Annotated in this window: 15 protein-coding genes and 1 pseudogene; 15 read left to right on the forward strand and 1 reads right to left on the reverse strand. The window is 73.3% G+C overall.

Features of this window, described 5'->3' with window-relative positions; genetic code table 11:
- The first annotated feature begins 440 nt into the window (after positions 1 to 440).
- The 7 genes and pseudogenes from ssd to ACIGXW_RS24735 all read left to right on the forward strand — a co-directional run.
- Positions 441 to 1,550: a septum site-determining protein Ssd gene (gene ssd, locus ACIGXW_RS24705; RefSeq protein ID WP_399575041.1), complete on the forward strand. Its 1,110-nt coding sequence runs from the start codon at positions 441 to 443 to the stop codon at positions 1,548 to 1,550.
- On the forward strand, positions 1,547 to 2,704 hold the full coding sequence (locus tag ACIGXW_RS24710) for a TadA family conjugal transfer-associated ATPase (RefSeq protein ID WP_071963863.1): 1,158 nt from the start codon (positions 1,547 to 1,549) through the stop codon (positions 2,702 to 2,704). Before ssd ends, ACIGXW_RS24710 begins: the two co-directional genes overlap by 4 nt.
- Positions 2,701 to 3,630, forward strand: coding sequence for a type II secretion system F family protein (locus ACIGXW_RS24715; protein ID WP_399575042.1), 930 nt, complete (start codon positions 2,701 to 2,703; stop codon positions 3,628 to 3,630). Before ACIGXW_RS24710 ends, ACIGXW_RS24715 begins: the two co-directional genes overlap by 4 nt.
- Complete coding sequence (locus ACIGXW_RS24720; RefSeq protein WP_399575043.1) at positions 3,627 to 4,424, forward strand: type II secretion system F family protein; 798 nt, start codon at positions 3,627 to 3,629, stop codon at positions 4,422 to 4,424. Before ACIGXW_RS24715 ends, ACIGXW_RS24720 begins: the two co-directional genes overlap by 4 nt.
- A 115-nt stretch (positions 4,425 to 4,539) precedes the next feature.
- Entirely contained in the window at positions 4,540 to 4,761 is a 222-nt protein-coding gene (locus tag ACIGXW_RS24725; RefSeq protein WP_399575125.1) for a DUF4244 domain-containing protein, read from the forward strand.
- Positions 4,748 to 5,092: a TadE family type IV pilus minor pilin gene (locus ACIGXW_RS24730; protein ID WP_071963862.1), complete on the forward strand. Its 345-nt coding sequence runs from the start codon at positions 4,748 to 4,750 to the stop codon at positions 5,090 to 5,092. The genes ACIGXW_RS24725 and ACIGXW_RS24730 overlap by 14 nt, the downstream gene beginning before the upstream one ends.
- Before the next feature lie 37 nt (positions 5,093 to 5,129).
- Positions 5,130 to 5,342, forward strand: a pseudogene (locus ACIGXW_RS24735) (Rv3654c family TadE-like protein); the annotation flags it as partial.
- 68 nt (positions 5,343 to 5,410) lie between these two features.
- On the opposite strand, the gene ACIGXW_RS24740 reads toward ACIGXW_RS24735, so the two are convergent.
- A complete protein-coding gene (locus ACIGXW_RS24740; RefSeq protein WP_399575044.1) occupies positions 5,411 to 7,882 on the reverse strand; it encodes a DEAD/DEAH box helicase in 2,472 nt (823 codons plus the stop codon).
- Positions 7,883 to 7,936: 54 nt separating this feature from the next.
- Between ACIGXW_RS24740 and bldG the strand changes: the two genes are divergently transcribed.
- The 8 genes from bldG to ACIGXW_RS24780 all read left to right on the forward strand — a co-directional run bounded on the left by bldG (position 7,937) and on the right by ACIGXW_RS24780 (position 22,816).
- On the forward strand, positions 7,937 to 8,278 hold the full coding sequence (gene bldG / locus ACIGXW_RS24745) for an anti-sigma factor antagonist BldG (protein ID WP_030367299.1): 342 nt from the start codon (positions 7,937 to 7,939) through the stop codon (positions 8,276 to 8,278).
- Between the two features lie 185 nt (positions 8,279 to 8,463).
- Positions 8,464 to 8,937 (forward strand): ATP-binding protein, encoded by a 474-nt coding sequence (locus tag ACIGXW_RS24750; RefSeq protein ID WP_071963859.1) that lies wholly within the window; start codon positions 8,464 to 8,466, stop codon positions 8,935 to 8,937.
- A gap of 479 nt (positions 8,938 to 9,416) precedes the next feature.
- A complete protein-coding gene (locus ACIGXW_RS24755) occupies positions 9,417 to 11,810 on the forward strand; it encodes a sodium-translocating pyrophosphatase (RefSeq protein WP_071963858.1) in 2,394 nt (797 codons plus the stop codon).
- A 220-nt stretch (positions 11,811 to 12,030) separates the two neighbouring features.
- Positions 12,031 to 12,609, forward strand: a complete 579-nt coding sequence (locus ACIGXW_RS24760) for a small secreted protein (RefSeq protein ID WP_399575045.1) — start codon at positions 12,031 to 12,033, stop codon at positions 12,607 to 12,609.
- 115 nt (positions 12,610 to 12,724) lie between these two features.
- Positions 12,725 to 14,263, forward strand: a complete 1,539-nt coding sequence (locus ACIGXW_RS24765) for a methyltransferase (RefSeq protein ID WP_399575046.1) — start codon at positions 12,725 to 12,727, stop codon at positions 14,261 to 14,263.
- Positions 14,264 to 14,639: 376 nt separating this feature from the next.
- Positions 14,640 to 17,516: a type I DNA topoisomerase gene (gene topA, locus ACIGXW_RS24770; RefSeq protein WP_071963855.1), complete on the forward strand. Its 2,877-nt coding sequence runs from the start codon at positions 14,640 to 14,642 to the stop codon at positions 17,514 to 17,516.
- Positions 17,517 to 17,712: 196 nt separating this feature from the next.
- Positions 17,713 to 21,513 (forward strand): dTMP kinase, encoded by a 3,801-nt coding sequence (gene tmk / locus ACIGXW_RS24775; RefSeq protein WP_399575047.1) that lies wholly within the window; start codon positions 17,713 to 17,715, stop codon positions 21,511 to 21,513.
- A gap of 88 nt (positions 21,514 to 21,601) precedes the next feature.
- Entirely contained in the window at positions 21,602 to 22,816 is a 1,215-nt protein-coding gene (locus tag ACIGXW_RS24780) for a DNA polymerase III subunit delta' (RefSeq protein WP_399575048.1), read from the forward strand.
- Positions 22,817 to 22,931: the final 115 nt, after the last annotated feature.

Below are 22,931 nucleotides of genomic sequence, written 5' to 3' on the forward strand. Positions count from 1 at the left end.
ATTCGGCGTAAGCTGAGGCGTGTGGGTTTGCCTGAGAAGGCTCTCGGGTACACCATGGAAGTCACGGATCGTTCGCGACCGTGTCTAACCCGGCCCGACTCCTCCCCCCCCGAGTCGGCCGTGGGGACGACCCCCGCTCTCCCCCCCGGCGGGGGTCGTCGCATGTCCGGATGCGTTTCGGGCATCGCCATCGGGCCTTCCCCTCGCTTGTGAGCCCCCTCGGGCGTGGCTCCTCACCCCTTGATACCTGTTACGCAGGGTAATCGGTGCGCTGCTCTCCGGAAGTCACCGGTATAGGTGAGCGGGATATTCACAACCGTTGAGTTGTCCACAGTTTTTGACCAAGATCCACACGATTTCCCAGTTCGCTGCACGGTGATTCCCCGCGAGTTCCGCGATGTTCGCGGATGCGAGAGCGCGTAGTGAGAGGGGAGGAGACCGTGACCGGATCCAATACATCCGATTGGCCCACTTCCGGGGAGCCGAGGCAGCGCGGTCCGCTGATCGTCACGGAGGACGAGGGACTGCTCGACGATCTGTTGCGGCTGTGTGCCGCTGCCGGAGCCGTGCCCGAGGTCGTCCACGGCACACCCGCGCGCAGGGGCGGCTGGGACAGCGCACCCCTCGTCCTCGTCGGCGACGACTGCGCGATGCGCATGGGCGGCGCCGCCCGCAGGGAGGGGGTGGTGCTCGTCGGCAAGGACCTCGACGATCCCGGCGTCTGGCGGCGGGCCGTAGGGATCGGCGCGCGCAACGTGGCGCTGCTCCCCGACAGCGAGAGTTGGCTCGTCGACCGGATCGCCGACGCCGTGGAGGGCGTGGGACGGCCGGCCCTGACCGTCGGGGTGATCGGCGGCCGCGGCGGTGCCGGAGCCAGCACCCTGGCCTGCGCCCTGGCCGTCGCGGCGGCGCGCACCGGGCGGCGCACGATGCTGATCGACGGCGACCCGCTGGGCGGGGGCCTCGACGTGATGCTGGGCGGGGAACGGGCCGAGGGGCTGCGCTGGCCCGCCTTCGCCGACTCTCGGGGCCGCGTGGCGGGCCGCGCGCTGGAGGAGGCGCTGCCCGAACTGCACTCCCTGCGCGTCCTGAGCTGGGACCGGGGCGAATGCACGGCCGTTCCGCCCGAAGCGATGCGCGCCGTGCTGGCCGCCGCCCGCAGACGCGGCGGCGTGGTGGTGCTGGACCTTCCGCGGCGACTCGACGAAACCGCCATGGAAGCCCTCGAACAGCTCGACGTGGGCCTGCTGGTGGTGCCCGCCGAGCTGCGCGCGGTCGCGGCGGCCCACCGGGTCGCCTCGATGCTGGGAATGCTGCTGGGCGACCTCCGGGCGGTGGTGCGGGGCCCCTTCGGCTCCGGGCTCGGCGGGGAGGAGATCTCCCGGCTCCTCGGGCTGCCCCTGGCCGGCGAACTGCCGCTCGAGCCCGGCCTGCCGGACGCGTTGAACTCCGGGCGGCCGCCGGGCGGTGGCGAGCGTGGACCGCTGGCCCGGTTCAGCACGGAGTTCTGGGCACACGCACTGGCCGACGGCGGAGGTGTGCCGGTATGAGCGCGGTGTTGCTGGACGCCGTGCGGCTGCGGCTGGCGGAAAGCGGAGCGGACCCCACGCCCGCGCGCGTGGCGGAGGCGCTGCGCCGGGAAGGGCGGCTGCTCGGGGACGCCGAAGTGCTCGGTGTGGCGGCCAGGCTGCGCTCCGAGCTGATCGGCACCGGCCCGCTGGAACCCCTGCTCGCGGAACCGGACGTCACCGACGTCCTGGTCACCGCGCCCGACCAGGTGTGGGTGGACCGCGGAGCGGGCCTGCAGCGCACGGAGGTGTCCTTCCCCGACGCGGCGGCGGTGCGCCGGCTCGCTCAGCGGCTCGCCGCCATCGCCGGTCGCCGACTGGACGACGCGCGGCCCTGGGTGGACGCCCGGCTGCCGGACGGTACGCGGCTGCACGCGGTGCTGCCTCCGGTAGCCGTCGGCTCGACGTGCCTGTCGCTCCGGGTGGTGCGGCCCCGTGCCTTCGCCCTGGAGGAGCTGGTGGCTGCGGGGACCGTGCCGCCCGGCGGCCAGCGGCTGCTGCGGGCGGTACTGGACGCGCGGCTGTCGTTCCTCATCAGTGGCGGTACGGGCTCGGGCAAGACCACCTTGTTGTCGAGTCTGCTGGGGCTGGTCGCGCCCGATGAGCGGATCGTGCTCGCCGAGGACTCCGCGGAGTTGCGCCCGGACCACCCCCATGTGGTCCGGCTGGAGACGCGTCCGGCCAATCAGGAAGGGACCGGCCTGGTCACCCTGCGGGATCTGGTGCGGCAGGCGCTGCGCATGCGCCCGGACCGGCTGGTCGTGGGCGAAGTGCGCGGGCCCGAGGTCACCGATCTCCTGGCGGCTCTCAATACGGGGCACGAGGGCGGCTCCGGCACGGTGCACGCGAACGCCGCGGCGGACGTGCCGGCCCGGCTGGAGGCGCTGGGCTCCTCGGCGGGCCTCGACCGGACGGCGCTGCACAGCCAGTTGGCGGCCGCGCTGTCGATCGTGATTCACCTGGTGCGCGACCACGGCGGACGACGGCGCATCGCGGAAGTGCACGTGCTGGACCGGGATCCGGCCGGATTCGTGACGACCGTGCCGGCGGCCGTCTGGGGCGCGGAGGGCTTCGAGCGGGCCCCTGGGTGGGCACGGCTGGCGGCGCTGTGCGAGCGCGGCGGGGGTGCCTCATGACCGGCTGGGTACCGGCTCCGTTGCCGCAGACGGTGACCTGGGGTGCGGCGCTGCTGTGCGCCTTGGTGGCGGCGGGGCTGCGGGCGAGGCCGGGGCCGCAGGTGCGGCGGGCCCGGCTGCTGTTGGCCGGTGGCGGCGGTGGCCCTGCCGGGCTTGGAGCCGGTCCTGGCGGTGGCCCCGCGTGGGTGGCCCGGGCCGGGGAGTGGGCCGGGTGCCTGCGGCGGTGGGGACGGGAGAGGCGTGAGCTGCTCTGCCTGCCGCTCGCCTGTGGGGTGGTCCTGGTGGGTGAGTCGGTACTGCCGCTGATCGCGGGGGCGTTGGCTGTGCCGCTCGTACGGCGCTGGCTCGGGGTCCGGCGGCGGGAGCGCGAGCGGGAGCGACGGGAAGCCGCAGTGATCGAGATGTGTGGCACCGTCGCGGGCGATCTCAGGGCCGGGAGACAGCCCGGCGAGGCGATGGCCGGCCTGACGCGGATGGAGTTGGGGCCGGGCTGGCCCGCCGTGCCCGCTGCGGCGCGGTTCGGCGGGGACGTGCCGGGGGCGCTGCGGAAGGCCGGACTGCAGCCGGGAGCCGAAGGGCTCAACGGTGTGGCCGCCTGCTGGCAGGTGGCTGTCGACGGAGGCGCGGGGCTTGCCTCGGGGCTGGAGCGGGTGGCGGCGGCCCTGAGCGCCGAGCGGGACCAGCGGGACGAGCTGCGTGCCCAGTTGGCGGGCACGAGATCCACCGCCGCCATGCTCGCGCTCCTCCCCGTGCTCGCCCTCCTGATGGGCAGCGCGCTCGGCGCGGCACCACTGCGGGTTCTGCTGCACACCCCGGCCGGGATCGGCTGCCTGGTCCTCGGCGGGCTGCTCGAGTGCGCGGGAATCGCGTGGACGCGACGGATCGTGCGGGCCGCCGAGGCGCCCGGGAGAGGACGGAAGGCGTGAGCGGGGAGCTTGTCCACAGCCTGTGGGCGTCGGCCCTGGCGGTGGTCGCGGGGCTGTGTGTGGTGGCCGTCGGCGGCGCGTCCCGGCGGAAGAGATCGATGCGGCGCCGGGTGGCCTCACTGTTCGCACGACCGGTGGCGGACGGACCCAGGGGCGGCCCCAGGGGGTGGTTACGGGCCGCTGTGGCCGCCCGGGGCGGAGGGCCCGTTGTCGTGGCGGGGATCGCCGGGCTGGTCCTCGTCGGGCTCGTCGGAGGGGCCGTGGGATGTCTGCTGGCGGTGGCCGCCGCATACGGCGTGTGGCACCGGCGGCGGAAGGCGGAGCAGGCGGGCGCCGAGGTCTCGGCGGAGGAGGTCGGGTGCCAACTGCCGTTGGCGGCGGATCTGCTGGCCGCTTGCCTGGCCGCCGGTGCGGGGCCCCGGGAGGCCGCCGAGGCGGTCGGTGGGTCGCTGGGCGGCCCGGTGGGCGACCGTCTGGCCCAAGCCGCGGCGGAGGTGCGGCTCGGGGGCGAGCCCGGCACGGCATGGGGGCGGCTGGGGAGCCTCCCGGGTGCCGCCAGTACGGCTCGCTGCCTGGAGAGGGCCCAGGCGACCGGGGTTCCGGCGGTGGAGCCCATGGGGCGGCTCGCGGCGCAGTTGCGCGCCACGCAGGCCAGGGCCGCGGGCGCCCGGGCACGACGAGCGGGCGTCCTGGCGACGGCCCCGCTCGGGCTGTGCTTCCTGCCCGCGTTCCTGACGGTCGGAGTGGTTCCGGTGGTGATCGGCCTGGCCGGCGGGCTCGTGCAGGGCGAATGACGGCCGTGACAGCCGTGACGGCGACCTACGAAAGAGGAGGGCAGTGATGGCGACTACGGCCATGACGACGACAGCGAAGACGACAGCGAAGACGACAACGATGGCGAGGGCGGCAATGACGGCAACAGCGACAGCAACGGCACGGGCAACGAGGGCAGGTCTGCGGCTTCGAGGCCGCTGGAGGGCCGATGACGCCGGTATGACCACGGCTGAGTACGCCGTGGGGACGCTCGCGGCGGGTGCTCTGGCGGCGGTGCTCTACAAGGTCGTCACCAGTGGGCCCGTCAGCGCGGCGCTGCAGCAGCTGATCGTGAAGGCGCTCCATGCGACGTTTTGACGGCGGCTATGTGACCGCCGAGGCCGCGGTGGTGCTGCCGACGCTGGTGCTCCTCACCATGACCCTGCTCTGGTCCCTGATGGCGGCCGCCGCGCAGATCCAGTGTGTGGACGCGGCGCGGGCGGGGGCGCGGGCGGCGGCTCGGTCGGACCCGCCGGCGGCGGCCGTCGCGGCGGCCCGGTCGGCGGCCCCGCGAGGGGCCGAGGTCGGGCTGGCGCGGGAGGGGGACCTGGTGCGGGTGCGGGTCGAGGCCCGCTCGGCGGGGCCGGGGCCGCTGGCCGTGCGGCTGAGCGGGGAGGCGGTGGCCCTTGCGGAGGAGACCGTGCGGTGAGTCGGGTTCCGCGACGGTGTGGACGGCGGTCGTGGCGATGGCGTTCTGCGTCGTGCTGGCGGCGCTGCTGGCGATGGGTCAGGCGGTGGTGGCCCGTCACCGTGCCGGTGGGGCGGCGGATCTGGCCGTGCTGGCCGCGGCCGACCACGCCCTTCACGGCGAGGACGCCGCCTGCCGCCTCGCCCGCGAGGTCGCCGCGGCCCAGGGGGCACGCGTGATGCGGTGTGTGGTGAAGGGAGAGTTCGCGGAGGTGGCGGCCGAGGCGCGGGCCGGGCCGTACTCCGTGCGGGTGCGGTCACGCGCGGGGCCCGGCGCCGTTCAGGGACCGCCGGGGGTGCCGTCCGGGGCCCCGTCGGCGGGGGCGCCGGAGAGGAGGCGGGTCAGCAGCCGGATGGCGCCTCTCTTGTCCAGCGGGTCGTTGCCGTTGCCGCACTTGGGGGACTGGATGCAGGAGGGGCAGCCGGTGTCGCACTCGCAGGCGGCGATCGCCTCACGGGTGGCGTTGAGCCAGCGGGCGGCGGTGTGGAAGGCCCGCTCGGCGAAGCCGGCGCCGCCGGGGTGGCCGTCGTAGACGAAGACGGTCGGCAGGAGCGTGTCGGGATGGAGGGGGACGGAGACGCCGCCGATGTCCCAGCGGTCACAGGTGGCGAAGAGCGGGAGCATGCCGATGGAGGCGTGTTCGGCGGCGTGCAGGGCACCGCCGAGGATCTCCGGGTCGATGCGGGCGGCGTCGAGCTGGTCCTCGGTGACGGTCCACCACACGGCGCGGGTGCGCAGGGTGCGGGGCGGCAGGTCCAGCTTGGACTCGCCGAGCACCTCGCCGGTGATGAGTTTGCGGCGGAGGAAGGAGACGACCTGGTTGGTGACTTCGACGGAGCCGAAGCACAGGCGCGCGTCCCCCCAGGGGATTTCGGTGGTGGTCTCCAGGATGGAGATGGCGGTGGTGTCGCGGGCCGTCGTCGAGTAGGGCGGATCGGCCTGCTCGACCAGGGCTACGGACTCCTCCAGGTCGAGGTGGCGCACGAGGTAGCTGCGGCCCTGGTGGAGGTGGACGGCGCCCTCGTGGACGGTGGTGTGGGCGGCGGAGGCGTCCACCGTGCCCAGCAGCCTGCCGGTGCCCTCCTCCACGACCTGGACGGGGCGGCCGCCCCCGCCCCGGATGTCGGCGAAGTCGGCGGCCCGCTCGCGGCGGGTCCAGTGCCAGGCGGAGGCCCGGCGGCGGAGCAGCTTGCGGGCCTCGAGCCGGGTGATCACGACCATGGCCTCGGGGCCGAAGAGGGACAGGTCGGCCTCGGTGAGCGGTAGCTCTTCGGCGGCGGCGCACAGGTGGGGGGCGAGGACGTAGGGGTTGTCGGGGTCGAGGACGGTGGATTCCACGGGCCGCTGGAAGAGCGCTTCGGGGTGGTGGACGAGGTAGGTGTCCAGCGGGTCGTCGCGGGCGATGAGGATGGCCAGGGCGCCCCGGCCGGTGCGTCCGGCGCGGCCGGCCTGCTGCCACAGCGAGGCGCGGGTGCCGGGGTAGCCGGAGAGGAGGACGGCGTCGAGGCCGGCGACGTCGACACCCAGTTCGAGGGCGGAGGTGGCGGACAGGCCGAGCAGTTCGCCGGTGTGCAGGGAGCGCTCGATGGCGCGGCGCTCCTCGGGGAGGTAGCCGCCGCGGTAGGCGGCGACGCGGGAGGGGAGGGAGCGGTCCACGGCGGCGAGGCGTTCCTGGGCGATCAGGGCCACCAGTTCGGCGCCGCGCCGGGAGCGGACGAAGGCGACGGTGCGCACGCCCTGGACGGCGAGATCGGTGAGGAGGTCCGCGGTCTCGGCGGTGGCGGTGCGGCGGACGGGGGCGCCCCGCTCACCGTGGAGCTCGGTGAGCGGGGGCTCCCAGAGGGCGAAGACGAGTTCGCCGCGCGGGGAGGCGTCCTCGGTGATCTCCACGACCGGTACGCCGGTGAGCCGGCTCGCGGCGGTGGCGGGGTCGGAGGCGGTGGCGGAGGCGAGGAGGAAGACGGGGTCGGAGCCGTAGCGGGCGCAGATGCGCCGCAGGCGGCGCAGGACCTGGGCGACGTGGGAGCCGAAGACGCCCCGGTAGGTGTGGCACTCGTCGATGACGACAAAGCGCAGGGCGCGCAGGAAGGAGGCCCATTTGGGGTGGCCGGGCAGGATGGAGAGGTGGAGCATGTCGGGGTTGGTCAGCGCGTAATTGGCGTACTGGCGCACCCACTCCCGTTCCTCTATCGGCGTGTCCCCGTCATAGACGGCGGGCCGGATGCTCTTGCCGAGGGGTGCGGCCAGTTCCCGTACGGCGCGGCGCTGGTCGGCGGCCAGGGCCTTGGTGGGGGCGATGTAGAGGGCGGTCGCGCCGCGGCCGTTGGGGGCCTCGGAGCCGTCCAGCAGGGTGCTCAGCACGGGGGCGAGGTAGGCGAGCGACTTGCCGGAGGCGGTGCCGGTGGCGACCACGGCCGACTCGCCGCGCAGCGCGTGTTCGGCGGTGCGGGCCTGGTGCGCCCAGGGCCGCTCGATGCCGGCCGCCCGGATGGCGTCGATCACTTCCGGCCGGATCTTCTCCGGCCAGGGGGCATGACGTCCGGGACGAGGGGGCAAGTGCTCCGTATGAGTGATGCGTGCAGCCCGGCCCGGCCCGGTGGCGAGTCGGTCGAGGACCGTCCGGGGAGAGGGGTGCACGCCCGCCTCCGGCGGGAGTTGATCGTTGGCCATCGACACCGAGTGTGTCACTGGCGTGACGGACAATGGCGCCAAGGCGTCGTGCGCGCCTGCCGGTAAGTGATTGAATGCCATCGCGGCTGCCGATCCATGGGGGGCGACCGCTCGATGCAAGGTGCTGGAGGATCCGTGGACCTGTCCCTGTCGACCGAGACCGTAGGCGACCGTACGGTTGTCCGGGTCGGTGGCGAGATTGATGTGTACACCGCGCCCAAGCTGCGTGAGCAGCTGGTCGAGCTTGTCAACGACGGCAGCTATCACCTCGTCGTCGACATGGAGGGCGTCGACTTCCTCGACTCCACCGGGCTCGGCGTCCTGGTCGGCGGACTCAAGCGTGTGCGTGCCCATGAGGGCTCGCTGCGGCTGGTCTGCAACCAGGAGCGCATTCTCAAGATTTTCCGTATCACCGGCCTGACCAAGGTGTTCCCGATCCACACCTCGGTCGAGGACGCGGTGCAGGCGACCGACTGACGCCGCCGGGCGGCACGGCGGCCGGTGTCCGGCCGGCCGCGGTCGCCGTCCGACGGACAACCGCACAGGCGAACAGCCGCACAGCCACGCCGGGGGGTAACGGGCTCGAGGGCCCGTCCCCTCTGCGAGTTCGCCCTTTTCCCGATGAGGGAGAGGCGCCGGCAGGTAACACCGAGGGGGATGGCATGGCCACCGTCGAACTGCTCTTCAGTGCCCTTCCCGAGCATGTCCGTACGGCCAGGCTCGTGGCGGCCGCGGTGGCGCGCCGGGCCGGGGTCGACGAGGCCGTGCTGGACGAGGTCCGGCTCGCGGTCGGCGAGGCGTGCTCGCGCGCGGTCGGCCTGCACAACAGCCAGGGGATCTCCACCCCGGTTCGGGTCGTGCTGACCGAGGACGAGAAGAAGTTCTCCATCGAGGTCGCCGACGACGCGCCGCGCCCCGCCGCCGTGGCGGCGGCGGTGACCGCCGCGGCCAGAGCCGCGTCGGGTGCCGCGGCGTCCGGTGGCGCCGTGCCCGCGCCCCCGATGGAGGAGAGCGAGGACGATATGGGCCTCGCCGTCATCAGCGGGCTCGTCGACGACGTCGAGGTGACGGCCGACGAGAGCGGGGGCCTGATCCGTATGAGCTGGCCGACGACGCCCGCGTCCCCGCAGCCGTAGCTCGCCTGCCCCCACTGCTGTAGTCCACCGCGCCTCACGTGCCGTAATGGCGATGAGTGAAGGCCCGGGACCGGCAGGGGCCGGGGAAAGCCCCTGCGGAGGCGGCACGGAATGCCGTCGGCGGCTTCCGCTTCGATCGAACGGGCTGTCGATCTTCGGCGGCGACCCCGGTGACTCCCCTCGAATGGATCATTGCGTCGGCCGGATTTTCCCGTCGTCAGGTGCCGATCAGGTGCGAGGCCTGCGGGAGCGTGTCCGCGAAGCCTTCGCGACTCGCCCGCAGGGTATTCGCGGATCATCTCTGCGATCTTCACCTGGGAAGTCTTATTCCGTTTCCCGTGCTCTGTTTTGATCTCGCCATGCTCCCTACAATCCGTCCATCTTGAGCTCAGGACGCCTGAGCGTGGCGGCTGTTCCCGCGGTTGTCCTTCCGCCGCTGGTCGGCTACGCGCCCATGTGCCAAACGTCAAGGAGGACGAATGGCGGGGCCCCTTACCCCTGAACAGGTGGACTTCACTCAGAAACTCGCGGTCGAGCTGACCGACGGCAATCGCACCCTGGTGATGGTGATCGCCGCAGTGGCGATCGCGGCACTCGCGGTGGCCGTGGTGCTGGTGCGTCAGGTGCTCGCGGCAGGCGAGGGCACCGAGAACATGAAGAGAATCGCCGCGGCGGTGCAGGAAGGCGCGAACGCCTATCTCGCCCGGCAGTTGCGCACGCTTGGCGTCTTCGCCGTGATCGTGTTCTTTCTGCTCATGCTGTTGCCGGCGGACAACGGCTCGCAGCGCATCGGACGTTCGCTCTTCTTCCTGGTCGGCGCCCTGTTCTCGGCGGCCACCGGCTATATCGGCATGTGGCTGGCGGTGCGCAGCAATGTGCGTGTGGCGGCCGCGGCACGGGAGGCGACGCCTGCCGAGGGCGAGCCCGAGAAGGATCTGACGGCGGTCTCGCACAAGGCCATGAAGATCGCGTTCCGGACGGGTGGGGTCGTCGGCATGTTCACGGTGGGCCTCGGCCTGCTGGGCGCCTCCTGCGTCGTCCTGGTGTACGCGGCCGACGCGCCCAAGGTGCTGGAGGGATTCGGCTTCGGGGCGGCGCTGCTGGCGATGTTCATGAGGGTCGGCGGTGGCATCTTCACCAAGGCCGCGGACGTCGGCGCCGACCTCGTCGGCAAGGTCGAGAAGGGCATCCCCGAGGACGACCCGCGCAATGCCGCCACGATCGCGGACAACGTGGGCGACAACGTCGGGGACTGCGCGGGGATGGCGGCCGACCTGTTCGAGTCGTACGCGGTGACGCTCGTCGCGGCGCTGATCCTGGGCAAGGCAGCGTTCGGCGACGCCGGTCTGGCGTTTCCGCTGCTCGTGCCCGCCATCGGCGTGCTCACCGCGATGATCGGCATCTTCGCGGTGGCGCCGCGGCGCAGCGACCGCAGTGGGATGACCGCGATCAACCGGGGCTTCTTCATCTCCGCGGTGATCTCGCTGGTCCTGGTGGCGGTGGCGGTCTTCGCGTATCTGCCCTCCAGCTACGCGGACTTGGAGGGCATTGCGGACGCCGCGATCCGGGCGCACGACGGTGACCCGCGCGTTCTGGCGCTCGTGGCCGTCGCCATCGGCATCGTCCTCGCCGCGCTCATCCAGCAGCTCACCGGCTACTTCACCGAGACCAGCCGGCGGCCCGTGCGGGACATCGGCAAGACGTCCCTGACCGGCCCCGCGACCGTCGTCCTCGCCGGCATCTCCATCGGCCTGGAGTCCGCGGTCTACTCGGCGGTGCTGATCGCCCTGGGCGTGTACGGGGCGTTCCTGCTGGGCGGCACGTCGATCATGCTGGCGCTGTTCGCCGTCGCGCTCGCCGGCACCGGGCTGCTGACCACCGTCGGCGTCATCGTCGCGATGGACACCTTCGGGCCGGTCTCCGACAACGCGCAGGGCATCGCCGAGATGTCCGGTGACGTCCAGGGCGCGGGCGCGCAGGTGCTCACCGACCTCGACGCCGTGGGCAACACCACCAAGGCGATCACCAAGGGCATCGCCATCGCCACGGCCGTACTGGCGGCGTCCGCGCTGTTCGGTTCGTACCGGGACGCGATCGCCACGGCCGTCGGGGAGGTGCGTGCCGACCCCGGGGAGCTGGGGCTGAGCCTGGACATCTCGCAGCCCAACAACCTGGTGGGGCTGGTCCTGGGCGCGGCCGTGGTCTTCCTCTTCTCGGGGCTGGCCATCAACGCGGTCTCGCGCTCGGCGGGCGCGGTGGTCTACGAGGTGCGGCGGCAGTTCCGCGAGCATCCCGGAATCATGGATTACAGCGAGAAGCCGGAGTACGGCCGGGTGGTGGACATCTGCACCAAGGACGCGCTGCGCGAACTGGCCACGCCCGGTCTGCTCGCTGTCATGGCCCCCATAGCCGTCGGCTTCTCGCTCGGCGTCGGCGCGCTCGGTTCGTACCTGGCCGGCGCGATCGGTACCGGCACGCTGATGGCGGTCTTCCTCGCCAACTCCGGTGGCGCCTGGGACAACGCGAAGAAGCTGGTCGAGGACGGCCACCACGGCGGCAAGGGCAGCGAGGCGCACGCGGCGACGGTCATCGGCGACACGGTCGGCGACCCGTTCAAGGACACCGCGGGCCCCGCGATCAACCCGCTGCTGAAGGTGATGAACCTGGTGGCGCTGCTCATCGCGCCGGCGGTGGTGAAGTTCAGTTACGGGGCCGACGCCAACCGGGGCCTGAGAATCGGCGTCGCGGTGCTGGCCGTTGTCGTCATCGTGGGCGCGGTGTACGTCTCCAAGCGGCGCGGCGTCGCCGTGGACGGTGACGACGGCAATGCCGAGCGGGCGGCGAAGCCCGTGGACCCGGCGGTGGTGTCCTGACGGCGTCTCAGCGTGAGGGACGACAGCACGGGAGCGCACCGCAGGCACCCGCTCCGGTACGGCCGGGCACCGGCGTCAGGTGCGGCGAACGCCACGCCTAGCTTGGTGCAAATGGCTTTAAAAGGGTGCGTAATGGGTGCATGCGGTGTGCTCGGCTCCTGGCCCCTCTCGCCTGGACGTGTAAGTTCCGGGGCCGAGAGCCATTGAAGGGACCAATCCGGTGAACAAGAAGCTTGTGGCGGCACTGTCCGGCGGGGCGGCACTTGTCCTGGCGCTGACGGGCTGCGGCGGCGGTGACGACGACGGCAAGAAGAAGCTCGACGACTGGGCCAAGAGTGTCTGCGACCAGATGCAGCCTCAAGTGAAGAAGATCCAGGACGCCAACTCCTCGATCGCCAACGTCCAGAACGAGGAGGACTCGAAGAAGATCCAGCAGACCGACTCGACGGCCTTCCAGGCCAACGCCGACGCCTACAAGGCGCTCGCCACCTCCGTGGACCGCGCGGGAGCGCCGCCCGTCAAGGACGGCGAGGCGAGCCAGAAGAACGCCGTCAAGGCGCTCAACGACCTCTCGGGCGCGTACGCCGGGCTGAAGAAGCGGATCGACGAGCTGGACACCGGCGACAAGGCCAAGTTCGCCGAGGGCCTCAAGAGCATCGCCGGGGACATCGGCAAGCTCAGCAGCCGCAGCGACGAGGCGCTCAAGAAGCTGCAGTCCGGAGACGTCGGCAAGGCGATGGCGAAGCAGCCGGGCTGCCAGAAGACGTCGTCGGTCGGCCCCACGCCGACGAAGAAGTGACACCGGCGGAGAAGTAAGGCCGACGGAGCCGGGATTGGTTCCGGCCCGGCGCCGCGCCCGGGGGCGCGGCGCCGGGCTTTCGCCATTTGCCGCCGGCGCCCCCGACAATGGCCTGGTGAGTACGACGCACCTCCCCACCGCCGACCCGGCGCGCACCGCCCGACTGCGCGAGGCCCTGCTGGCCGCGGCCTTCACGGCCGACGGCCTCCTCGACCTGCTCGGCGCCTCCGCCTACGCCGCCCTCGCCCGCAGCGAGACCGTCCCCGCCCTGCGGGCCACCCGCGGCGACGGCCCGCTGGAGACGCTGGTCCGGCTCTTCCTGCTGCAGCGGCCCGTGCCGTATGCCCGCGCCGCCGCCGCGCTCCCCGTCGACGACTGCCTGGCCGACGGCTGGCTGGTGCGGGAGGGGGCGGACGAGGGCCTCGTACGGGCCGGCGTGGACGTACGCCCCTACGGCGGCCCCGAGGGGCAGGACTGGTGGATCGTCTCCGACCTGGGCTGCGCCGTCGGCGGTGCCGGCGGCATCGCCGGGGGCACCGGCGGTCCGGCCGGGGTGGAGCGCTCGGAGCTCGTGCTCGGCGTGGGCGGCGCGTCCACCACGCTCGCCGGGATCACGGTCCGCACTCCCGTCGGGAGCGCCCTCGACCTGGGCACGGGATCGGGCATCCAGGCGCTGCACGCCGCCCAGCACGCGGGCCGGGTCACGGCCACCGATCTGAACCCGCGCGCGCTGCACATCACGCGGCTCACACTCGCACTCTCCGGCGCACCGGAGGCCGACCTGCGCCAGGGCTCGCTCTTCGAGCCGGTCGCCGGGGAGACCTTCGACCTGATCGTCTCGAATCCGCCGTTCGTCATCTCGCCCGGCGCACGTCTGACCTACCGCGACGGCGGCATGGGCGGCGACGACCTGTGCCGCACGCTGGTGCGGCAGGCGGCCGACCGGCTCAACGACGGCGGCTACTGCCAGCTGCTGGCCAACTGGCAGCACGTCGAGGGCGAGGACTGGCGGGAGCGGATCTCCTCCTGGGTGCCGAGCGGCTGTGACGCGTGGATCGTCCAGCGCGAGGTGCAGGACGTCGCGCAGTACGCCGAGCTGTGGCTGCGCGACGCCGGCGATCACCGCACCGCTCCGCAGGAGTACGCGGCGCGCTATGACGCCTGGCTGGAGGAGTTCGAGGCCCGCAAGACCAAGGGCGTCGGATTTGGCTGGATCACGCTGCGTAAGTCTGGCTCGGACCGGCCGTCGGTGGTCGCCGAGGAGTGGCCGCACCCGATCGAGCAGCCGCTGGGTGCGACCGTACGGGCGCATTTCGAGCGGCAGGACTTCCTGCGCACCCACGACGACGCGGCGCTGCTGGCCGCGCGCTTCAAGCTGGCCGACGAGGTCGTGCAGGAACAGGTCGGGCTGCCGGGCGCCGAGGACCCCGAGCACGTGGTGCTGCGCCAGAACCGCGGCATGCGCCGGGCCACCAAGGTGGACACGGTCGGTGCGGGCTTCGCGGGCGTCTGCGACGGGTCCCTGCCCGCCGGCCGCATCCTCGACGCGATCGCCCAGCTCCTCGGGGAGGACCCGGTGCTGCTGCGCGACCGTACGCCGGAGGCCATCCGCATGCTCGTCGAGCAGGGCTTTCTCACTCCGGTGGCCGGCTGACGCGACCGGCGGGGAGCGCGGGGGACGGGGGAACAAGGGGTGGGCAGACCCATGAGAAGGGGAAAAGGAGGGGTCGTGATCGCGTCACATTCCTCTTTCCCCGGTCACCGGCCCCCTCCCGACCCGGCGTCCCACCAGGCGCCCCATACGGCCCACCGCTATGCCGCCACCCCGCCCCGCCCGTCCTGTGACCGCACGTGTCAGGGCCGTCACACGCATGGTGTGACGGTCCGGGCGGCAGACAGGACGCTTGTCGGGTTACCGTTCGAGTGGCGTTGCGGGCTTTTTCCGTTTGACACGGGGGCGGGATGTACCGTCACACTCCGCAGCGTCACCGCAACGCCCACACCGAGTGTCGACCGGAAGAAGAGCGAAGTTGTCCCCGACCAGCGAGACCGCACAGGGCGGCCGCCGACTCGTCATCGTCGAGTCGCCTGCCAAGGCGAAGACGATCAAGGGCTACCTCGGCCCCGGATACGTCGTCGAGGCGAGCGTCGGGCACATCCGTGACCTGCCGAACGGGGCCGCCGAGGTCCCGGCCAAGTACAAGGGCGAGCCGTGGGCCCGTCTCGGCGTGAACGTCGACGCCGACTTCCAGCCCATCTACGTCGTCAACACCGACAAGAAGGACCAGGTCAAGAAGCTCAAGGAGCTGCTGGCCGAGTCCGACGAACTCTTCCTGGCCACCGATGAGGACCGCGAGGGCGAGGCCATCGCCTGGCACCTGCAGGAAGTCCTCAAGCCCAAGGTCCCGGTCCGCCGGATGGTCTTCCACGAGATCACCAAGGACGCGATCCAGGCCGCCGTCGCCAGCCCCCGCGAGCTGAACAAGAAGCTGGTCGACGCCCAGGAGACCCGCCGCATCCTCGACCGCCTCTACGGCTACGAGGTCTCGCCGGTGCTCTGGAAGAAGGTCATGCCCCGGCTGTCCGCCGGCCGGGTGCAGTCCGTGGCCACCCGTCTCGTCGTCGAGCGCGAGCGCGAGCGCATCGCCTTCCGCTCCGCCGAGTACTGGGACCTGACCGGCACCTTCGACACGGGCCGCGGCGGCGACGCCGGCGACCCCGCCACCTTCACCGCCCGTCTGACCTCGGTCGACGGCCGCCGGGTCGCACAGGGCCGCGACTTCGGCTCGACCGGGCGGCTCAAGGACGGCGCTCCGGTGCTGCACCTGGACGAGGCCAACGCCCGTGCGCTGGCCGCCGCCCTGGAGCAGTCGTCGTTCTCCGTGCGGTCCGTCGAGTCCAAGCCGTACCGCCGCTCGCCGTACGCCCCGTTCCGCACCACGACGCTGCAGCAGGAGGCCTCGCGCAAGCTGGGCTTCGGCGCCAAGGCGACGATGCAGGTGGCCCAGAAGCTGTACGAGAACGGCTTCATCACCTATATGCGTACGGACTCCACGACGCTGTCCGACACGGCGGTGAACGCGGCCCGCACCCAGGTCACCCAGCTGTACGGCGCCGACTACCTGCCGGAGAAGCCGCGCACGTACGCCGGGAAGGTCAAGAACGCCCAGGAGGCGCACGAGGCGATCCGTCCTTCGGGTGATCGTTTCCGCACTCCCGCGGAGACCGGTCTGACCGGCGACCAGTTCCGCCTCTACGAGCTGATCTGGAAGCGGACCGTCGCCTCCCAGATGAAGGACGCGACCGGCAACTCCGTCACCGTGCGCATCGCCGGCCGGGCGAGCGACGGCCGCGACGCCGAGTTCAGCGCGTCCGGCAAGACGATCACCTTCCACGGCTTCATGAAGGCCTACGTCGAGGGCGCCGACGACCCGAACGCCGAGCTCGACGACCGCGAGCGCCGTCTGCCGCAGGTCGGCGAGGGCGACCCGCTGACGGCCCAGGAGATCACCGCCGACGGCCACGCGACCAAGCCCCCGGCCCGCTACACCGAGGCTTCGCTGGTCAAGGAGCTCGAGGAGCGGGAGATCGGTCGCCCGTCGACATACGCGTCGATCATCGGCACGATCCTCGACCGCGGCTACGTCTTCAAGAAGGGCACGGCGCTCGTGCCGTCCTTCCTGAGCTTCGCCGTGGTCAACCTGCTGGAGAAGCACTTCGGCCGGCTCGTCGACTACGACTTCACCGCCTCCATGGAGGAGGACCTCGACCGCATCGCCCGCGGCGAGGCCCAGGCCGTGCCGTGGCTGCGCCGGTTCTACTTCGGCGAGGGGCCGGAGGGCGGCGCCGCCGACGCCGGCAACGGCGACGGCGACCACCTCGGCGGTCTGAAGGAGCTCGTCACCGACCTGGGCGCGATCGACGCCCGTGAGGTGTCGTCGTTCCCGGTGGGCGAGGGCATCGTGCTGCGCGTCGGCCGCTACGGCCCGTACGTGGAGCGCGGCGAGAAGGACGCCGAGGGGCACCAGCGTGCCGATGTGCCGGAGGATCTCGCTCCGGACGAGCTGACGGTGGAGTACGCCGAGGAGCTGCTGGCCAAGCCGAGCGGCGACTTCGAGCTGGGCACCGACCCGGTCTCCGGTCACCCGGTCGTCGCCCGGGACGGCCGCTACGGCCCGTACGTCACCGAGGTGCTGCCCGAGGGCACCCCGAAGACCGGCAAGAACGCGGTCAAGCCGCGGACGGCCTCGCTCTTCAAGTCCATGTCCCTCGACACGGTCACCCTCGACGACGCCCTCAAGCTGATGTCGCTGCCGCGCGTCGTCGGCAAGGACGCCGAAGGCGTGGAGATCACCGCCCAGAACGGCCGCTACGGCCCGTACCTGAAGAAGGGCACGGACTCGCGGTCGCTGGAGACCGAGGACCAGATCTTCAACGTCACCCTCGACGAGGCCCTCGCGATCTACGCGCAGCCCAAGCAGCGCGGCCGTGCCGCGGCCAAGCCGCCGCTGAAGGAGCTGGGCACCGACCCGGTCAGCGAGCGTCCGGTCGTGGTCAAGGACGGCCGCTTCGGCCCGTACGTCACCGACGGCGAGACGAACGCGACCCTGCGCCGCGACGACGACGTCGAGACGATCACGCCCGAGCGCGGCTACGAGCTGCTGGCGGAGAAGCGCGCCAAGGGCCCGGCCAAGAAGACGGCGAAGAAGGCCACGGCCAAGAAGACGGCGGCCAAGAAGGCCCCCGCCAAGAAGACCGCGGCGAAGAAGACGGCCGCCAAGAAGACGACCGCGACGAAGAAGACCGCCGCGGCGAAGAAGACGACGGCCACGAAGACGGCCGCCAAGAAGACGACGGCGAAGAAGACCGCGGCGGCCAACTCCGCCGCGGCTGCCGACGCCGAGTGAGTCGGCGGACGCCGGGTTAGTCGGTACGCCGGGTTAGTCGGTACGTCGGGTAGGACAAATGGGGCGGTGGGCCGGATTCCGGCCCACCGCCCCGGCCTTTTGTCCCGCTCGGTCGTTCGTCTTCCGTTCGCGCGCATGTTCGTGCATGTGTTCGGGGAGGCGTCTCGTATCGGGGCACTCCGGATAGGCTGGCAGGATGACGCGAGCCGAGCAGCCAACAGTGGACACCCCCACATCCGGCGCCCTAGCCGCGGACTCCCGCGAGCGTGCCGTACGAGCCCTGCTGCGCTTCCGTCCGCTCCGGCGGTTGTGGAGCGCCCAGTTCGCCGGCGGGGTCGGTGACGCCCTCGCCCTCCTCGTGCTCCTGCTGCTGGCGCTGCAGGCGGCGGTCGCATCGGGGTCGTTCGGCGGTGGTTACCGGGGCGCGGCCCTCGCCGTCGCCGCAGTCATCGGCGCGCGACTGGTCGCCACGCTGCTCTCCGGCGCGGTCCTGCTGGGCCCGCTGTCCTCGCTCTTCGCGCCGGCCGGTCCGCTCGACCGCCGCTGGACGATGATCGGCGCGGACGGCGTCCGGCTCGCGCTGCTCGCCGTCGCGCCCACCTGGATCGTGTGGACCCCGGGCACGGCCCTCACCTGGCTGCTGGTCACGGCCTTCGTCCTCGGCGTCGCCGAGCGCGTCTGGACGGTGGCGAAGGACCAGGCGGTGCCCGCGCTGCTGCCCACGGCACCGCCGGAGGGCGCGGCCGTGCGACCGCTGCCGGACCACTACGAGGCCCTGCGGCGCCTGTCGCTGCGCACGACTTTCGTCGCGCTGCCCGTCGGCGCCGCGGCGCTCGTCGCCATCACGCTCGTGAGCAACCTCCTGGGCTCCGGGATCGACTGGTTCCACCAGCACCAGGCCGCCCTCGGCTCGTACCTCGCCGCCGGGCTCTTCGCGACGTCGCTCGCGATCCTGTACTTCCTCCACCTGCCCGGCCTGCCCAAGGGCGTGCAGGTCCCGCGCGTGCGCTCCCCGCTGGAGGGGATGCGCCGCCCCAAGAACGCCCAGGGTGCGCCCGACAAGGGCCGTACGGGCGCGATCCCGCTGCTCGTCCTGGCGTGCGCGGCCATCGCGGGCGCGATCGCCGCGGGCGTCGGCGTCGCCACGCTGCAGGCCATGGACCTGGGCGGCGGCCCGGTGAGCTTCGGCCTGCTGGTCCTCGCGCTCTCCGGCGGCCCCGTCGTGGGCATCCGCGGCGCCCGGAAGGTGCTGCCCGGCTTCTCGCGGCGCCGCCTGCTCGCGCTGGCCCTCGCCCTGACGGGCCTCGCGCTGCTCGCCGCCGGCCTGGTGAACGACGCCACGACCGTGCTGCTGCTCGTCGTCCTGGCGGGTGTGTCCGCCGGCGTCGTCGCCAACACCGGTCACTGTCTGCTCGACCAGGAGACCGAGGAGGACCGCCGGGCCCGTACGACCGACCACCTGCACGCGGTCGTCCGCGTCACGGTCGCCGTGGGCGCCGTCGCGGCGCCGCTGCTGGCCGCGGCCATCGGCCCGCACCGGATCGGGGACGGCAGCTTCGTCTTCGCGCACGGCGGGGCGGCGTTCACGCTGATGCTCGTCGGCGCGCTCCTGCTGCCCGTCGGCGCGCTGGTCCTGGGCCGGACGGACGACCGGCACGGCGTGCCGTTCCACAAGGACCTGCTGGACTCTCTGCGCGGTGGCGACCCGGTGGAGGGCGTCAGCGGCACCGGTTTCTTCATCGCCTTCGAGGGCGGCGACGGCGCCGGCAAGTCCACGCAGGTCCAGGCGATCGCGGAGTGGATCCGCGCCAAGGGCCACGAGGTCGTCGTCACCCGGGAGCCGGGCGCCACGGCCATCGGCAAGCGGCTGCGCGCGATCCTGCTGGACGTGGCGTCCGCCGGCCTGTCGGACCGCGCGGAGGCGCTGCTGTATGCGGCCGACCGCGCCGAGCACGTCGCCTCCGTCGTACGGCCCGCCCTGGAGCGCGGCGCGGTCGTCATCACGGACCGCTACATCGACTCCTCCGTCGCCTATCAGGGCGCCGGGCGCGACCTCTCGCCGACCGAGATCGCCCGCATCTCGCGCTGGGCGACGGACGGGCTCGTGCCGAACCTGACGGTGCTGCTCGACGTCTCGCCCGAGACCGCGCGCGAACGTTTCACCGAGGCGCCGGACCGGCTGGAGTCCGAGCCGGCGGAGTTCCACCAGCGCGTACGGGCCGGGTTCCTGACCCTGGCCGCCGCCGACCCCGCCCGCTACCTCGTCGTGGACGCCGGCCAGGCGCCGGAGGCCGTCACCACGCCCGTACGCCACCGCCTCGACCAGCTCCTTCCGCTCTCCGCGGCCGAGATCAAGGCCCGCGAGGAGGCCCGTGAGGCGGCCCGCAAGGCCGCCGAGGAGGAGGCCCGGCGCAAGGCCGAGGAGGAGGCCGCCCGCAAGGCGGAGGAGGCCCGGCTGGAGCGCGAGCGCCAGGAGCAGCTCGCCCGCCTGCGGGCGGAGGAAGAGGAGCGCAAGCGGCGCGAGGCCGAGGAGGCCCGCCGGCTCGAGGCCGAGCGCCAGGCGGAGGAGGCCCGTCAGCGGGCCGAGGAAGCCCGCCGCCAGGCCGAGGAGGAGCGCCGCCGCCGCGAGGCGGAGGAGCGCGCCCGGGCCGCCGAGCAGGAACGTCTGCGCAAGCAGGCGGCCGAGGAGGCGCGCCTGCGCGCCGAGGCCGAGGAACGGCGCCTGGAGAAGCAGCGCAAGGCCGAGGAGGCCCTGCTGCGCGCCGAGCGCGCCCGACTGGCGGCGGAGGCCGCTGCGGCCGCTGCCGCAGATTCGGTTGCGGATGCGGTGCGTGGGGCTGCCGGCGGTGACGCGCCGACCGTGGAGACGCCGGCGCCGCGTGGGGCGGGCGGGGCTTCCGCCGGTGCCGCCGGCGGCGATGCGGCGACTGTCGAGACGCCGGCGCCGCGTGGGGGTGCCGCTGACGCGGCCGACGCGGCGGAGGCGCCGACGGTCGAGAGGCCGTCGCTGCGCAAGGACGCCGCGCGGGATGCGGAAGCGCGGGACGCCGAGGCGGGTGCGGGGCGGGACCGGGCCGCGGCCGCTCGTGACGCCGCGGATGCGTGGACGGTGGAGACGCCGGCGCCGCGTGCGGGTGACGAGGACGGTGCGGGGCGGGCTCCCGTGGTCGGGACGGCTTCGTTCCGTAAGCAGGCGCCGCGTGGTGCCGGGGCGCCGGATCCGCGAGCCTCCCTCGCGGCCGACTCGGCCACCCGGACGGCTGCCGGTGCGCCCGCGCCGCGTGCCGGGGACGACCTCGGCGCCGGGGACGCGCCGACCGTGGAGACCCCCTCGCCGCGCCGCCCGGAGCGGGGCGAGGCCGAGGAGACCCAGACCGTTCAGACGCCGGTGGTGCACCGGCCCGACCCGCGTGACGCGGCTGCGGGTGCCGAGGACCGGACGGCATTGCTGCCGCCCGTGCCCGCGAGCGCCGAGGACGAGACGGCGCTGCTCCCGCCCGTGTCGCCCGCGGCGCCGGGTGCCGAGGACCAGACGGCGCTCCTTCCGCCCGTGCCGTCCGAGCCCCGGGCCGAGGACGAGACGGCCGTGCTGCCGCCCGTGCCGGTCCTCGGGCCGCTGGACCGGCAGCGCGTCACCTGGGGCGTCACCCCGCCGGAGGCCGAGGAGACCGCGGTGCTGCCCAAGCCGCCCGTGCGGCGGGAGCCGCCCGCGCGGGCGGAGAACCCGGCGGACCGGGTGCCGGACTGGCTGTTCCGGCCCGAGGACGAGGCGCCCGCCGAGCCGGAGGCCGAGCGCACGCGCGAGCTGCCGCCCGTCGCGGCGGACGGGACGGACGAGCAGGACCAGCCCGTACGGCGGCCGCGCCGCAGGCCCGAGTGGGCCGACGACGCGCCGACCCTCGCGGACGACCTCCTCGGCCGGCGCGACCGCGAGACCGGTCGTGAGAACGACGGTGAGGACGGTCCTCGCGACGGTCGGGGGCGCGGGCGCCGGTAGGGGCGCCGGACGACCGGACGCGGGCCGCGCTGTCAGTGGCGTGTCCCACAATGGGTAACCGCAGGACCGGACAGCGCGGAGGACAGCCATGGCGGTGTGGGACGACCTGGTCGGCCAGGACCGGGTGATCGAGCAGCTCTCCGCTGCCGCGCGCGACGCGGACGTACTGGTCACGGCCGACGCGGCGACCGCGGCGGCAGCCGTCGGCGCGTCCAAGATGACGCACGCGTGGCTGTTCACCGGCCCGCCCGGCTCCGGCCGGGCCACCGCCGCCCGGGCCTTCGCGGCCGCGCTGCAGTGCGTCAGCCCGGACCGGACGTTCGGCGCCGCCCCGGGCTGCGGTTTCTGCGAGGGCTGCCACACGACGCTGGTGGGGACGCACGCCGACGTCGAGATCGTCCGTACGGACGTGCTGTCCATCGGCGTCAAGGAGACGCGTGACCTCGTCCGGCGTGCCCAGCTGTCCCCGGCGGGCGGCCGCTGGCAGGTGATCGTCCTGGAGGACGCGGACCGGCTCACCGAAGGCGCCGGCAACGTCCTGCTGAAGGCCGTGGAGGAGCCCGCTCCGCGCACGGTGTGGCTGCTGTGCGCGCCGTCCCTGGAGGACGTGCTGCCCACGATCCGGTCCCGCTGTCGGTCGCTGACCCTGCGGACGCCGCCCGTCGCCGCGGTCGCGGACCTCCTCGTCCGCCGGGACGGCATCGAGCCGGAGCTCGCCGCACAGGCCGCCCAGGCCACCCAGGGGCACATCGGGCGCGCCCGCCGCCTCGCCACCGACGAGCGCGCCCGGGCCCGCCGGGAGACCGTCCTGAAGATGCCGCTGCGCGTCGCGGACATGGGCGGCGCCCTCAAGGCGGCCCAGGAGCTCATCGACGCCGCCGCCGAGGACGCCAAGCAGGTCGCCGAGGAGGTCGACACCAAGGAGACCGAGGAGCTGCGCGCCGCCCTCGGTGCCGCGGCCGGCACCGGCGGCCGTCTCCCGCGCGGCACCGCCGGCGCGATGAAGGAGCTCCAGGACCGGCAGAAGCGCCGAGCGACCCGTACGCAGCGCGACAGCCTCGACCTGGCCCTCACCGACCTCACGGGCTTCTACCGCGACGTCCTGGCGATACAGCTCGGCTCGCGCGTGGCCCTCGCCAACCCGGACGTCCGGGCCGCGCTGGAGCGCATCGCCTCCGGCTCCCGGCCGGAGGGGACGCTGCGCCGCATCGAGGCGATCTCCGCCTGCCGGCAGGCCCTCGACCGGAACGTGGCGCCGCTGCTCGCGGTCGAAGCGATGGCCGTCGCCCTGCGGGCCGGCTGATCGGGAGCCCGGCCGCGAGTAGTACGGGTGAGGGTGGGCACACCGCAGGTTGGGTGATTCCTCACTCGTACGAGGACTAGTGGCCGGTAAGGCTGGCCAAGGCAGGTATCCGTCC

Source organism: Streptomyces sp. NPDC053079 (genome assembly GCF_044546695.1).
Classification (GTDB): domain Bacteria; phylum Actinomycetota; class Actinomycetes; order Streptomycetales; family Streptomycetaceae; genus Streptomyces.

Excerpts from the sequence above, each read along its gene's own strand:
- ACIGXW_RS24715 (WP_399575042.1), top strand. The coding sequence starts at position 2,701 with ATGACCGGCTGGGTACCGGCTCCGTTGCCGCAGACGGTGACCTGGGGT.
- ACIGXW_RS24740 (WP_399575044.1), bottom strand. The coding sequence starts at position 7,882 with ATGGCATTCAATCACTTACCGGCAGGCGCGCACGACGCCTTGGCGCCA.
- ACIGXW_RS24780 (WP_399575048.1), top strand. The coding sequence starts at position 21,602 with ATGGCGGTGTGGGACGACCTGGTCGGCCAGGACCGGGTGATCGAGCAG.
- ACIGXW_RS24730 (WP_071963862.1), top strand. The coding sequence starts at position 4,748 with ATGCGACGTTTTGACGGCGGCTATGTGACCGCCGAGGCCGCGGTGGTG.
- ACIGXW_RS24755 (WP_071963858.1), top strand. The coding sequence starts at position 9,417 with ATGGCGGGGCCCCTTACCCCTGAACAGGTGGACTTCACTCAGAAACTC.
- ACIGXW_RS24710 (WP_071963863.1), top strand. The coding sequence starts at position 1,547 with ATGAGCGCGGTGTTGCTGGACGCCGTGCGGCTGCGGCTGGCGGAAAGC.
- tmk (WP_399575047.1), top strand. The coding sequence starts at position 17,713 with ATGACGCGAGCCGAGCAGCCAACAGTGGACACCCCCACATCCGGCGCC.
- ACIGXW_RS24750 (WP_071963859.1), top strand. The coding sequence starts at position 8,464 with ATGGCCACCGTCGAACTGCTCTTCAGTGCCCTTCCCGAGCATGTCCGT.
- ACIGXW_RS24725 (WP_399575125.1), top strand. The coding sequence starts at position 4,540 with ATGACGGCAACAGCGACAGCAACGGCACGGGCAACGAGGGCAGGTCTG.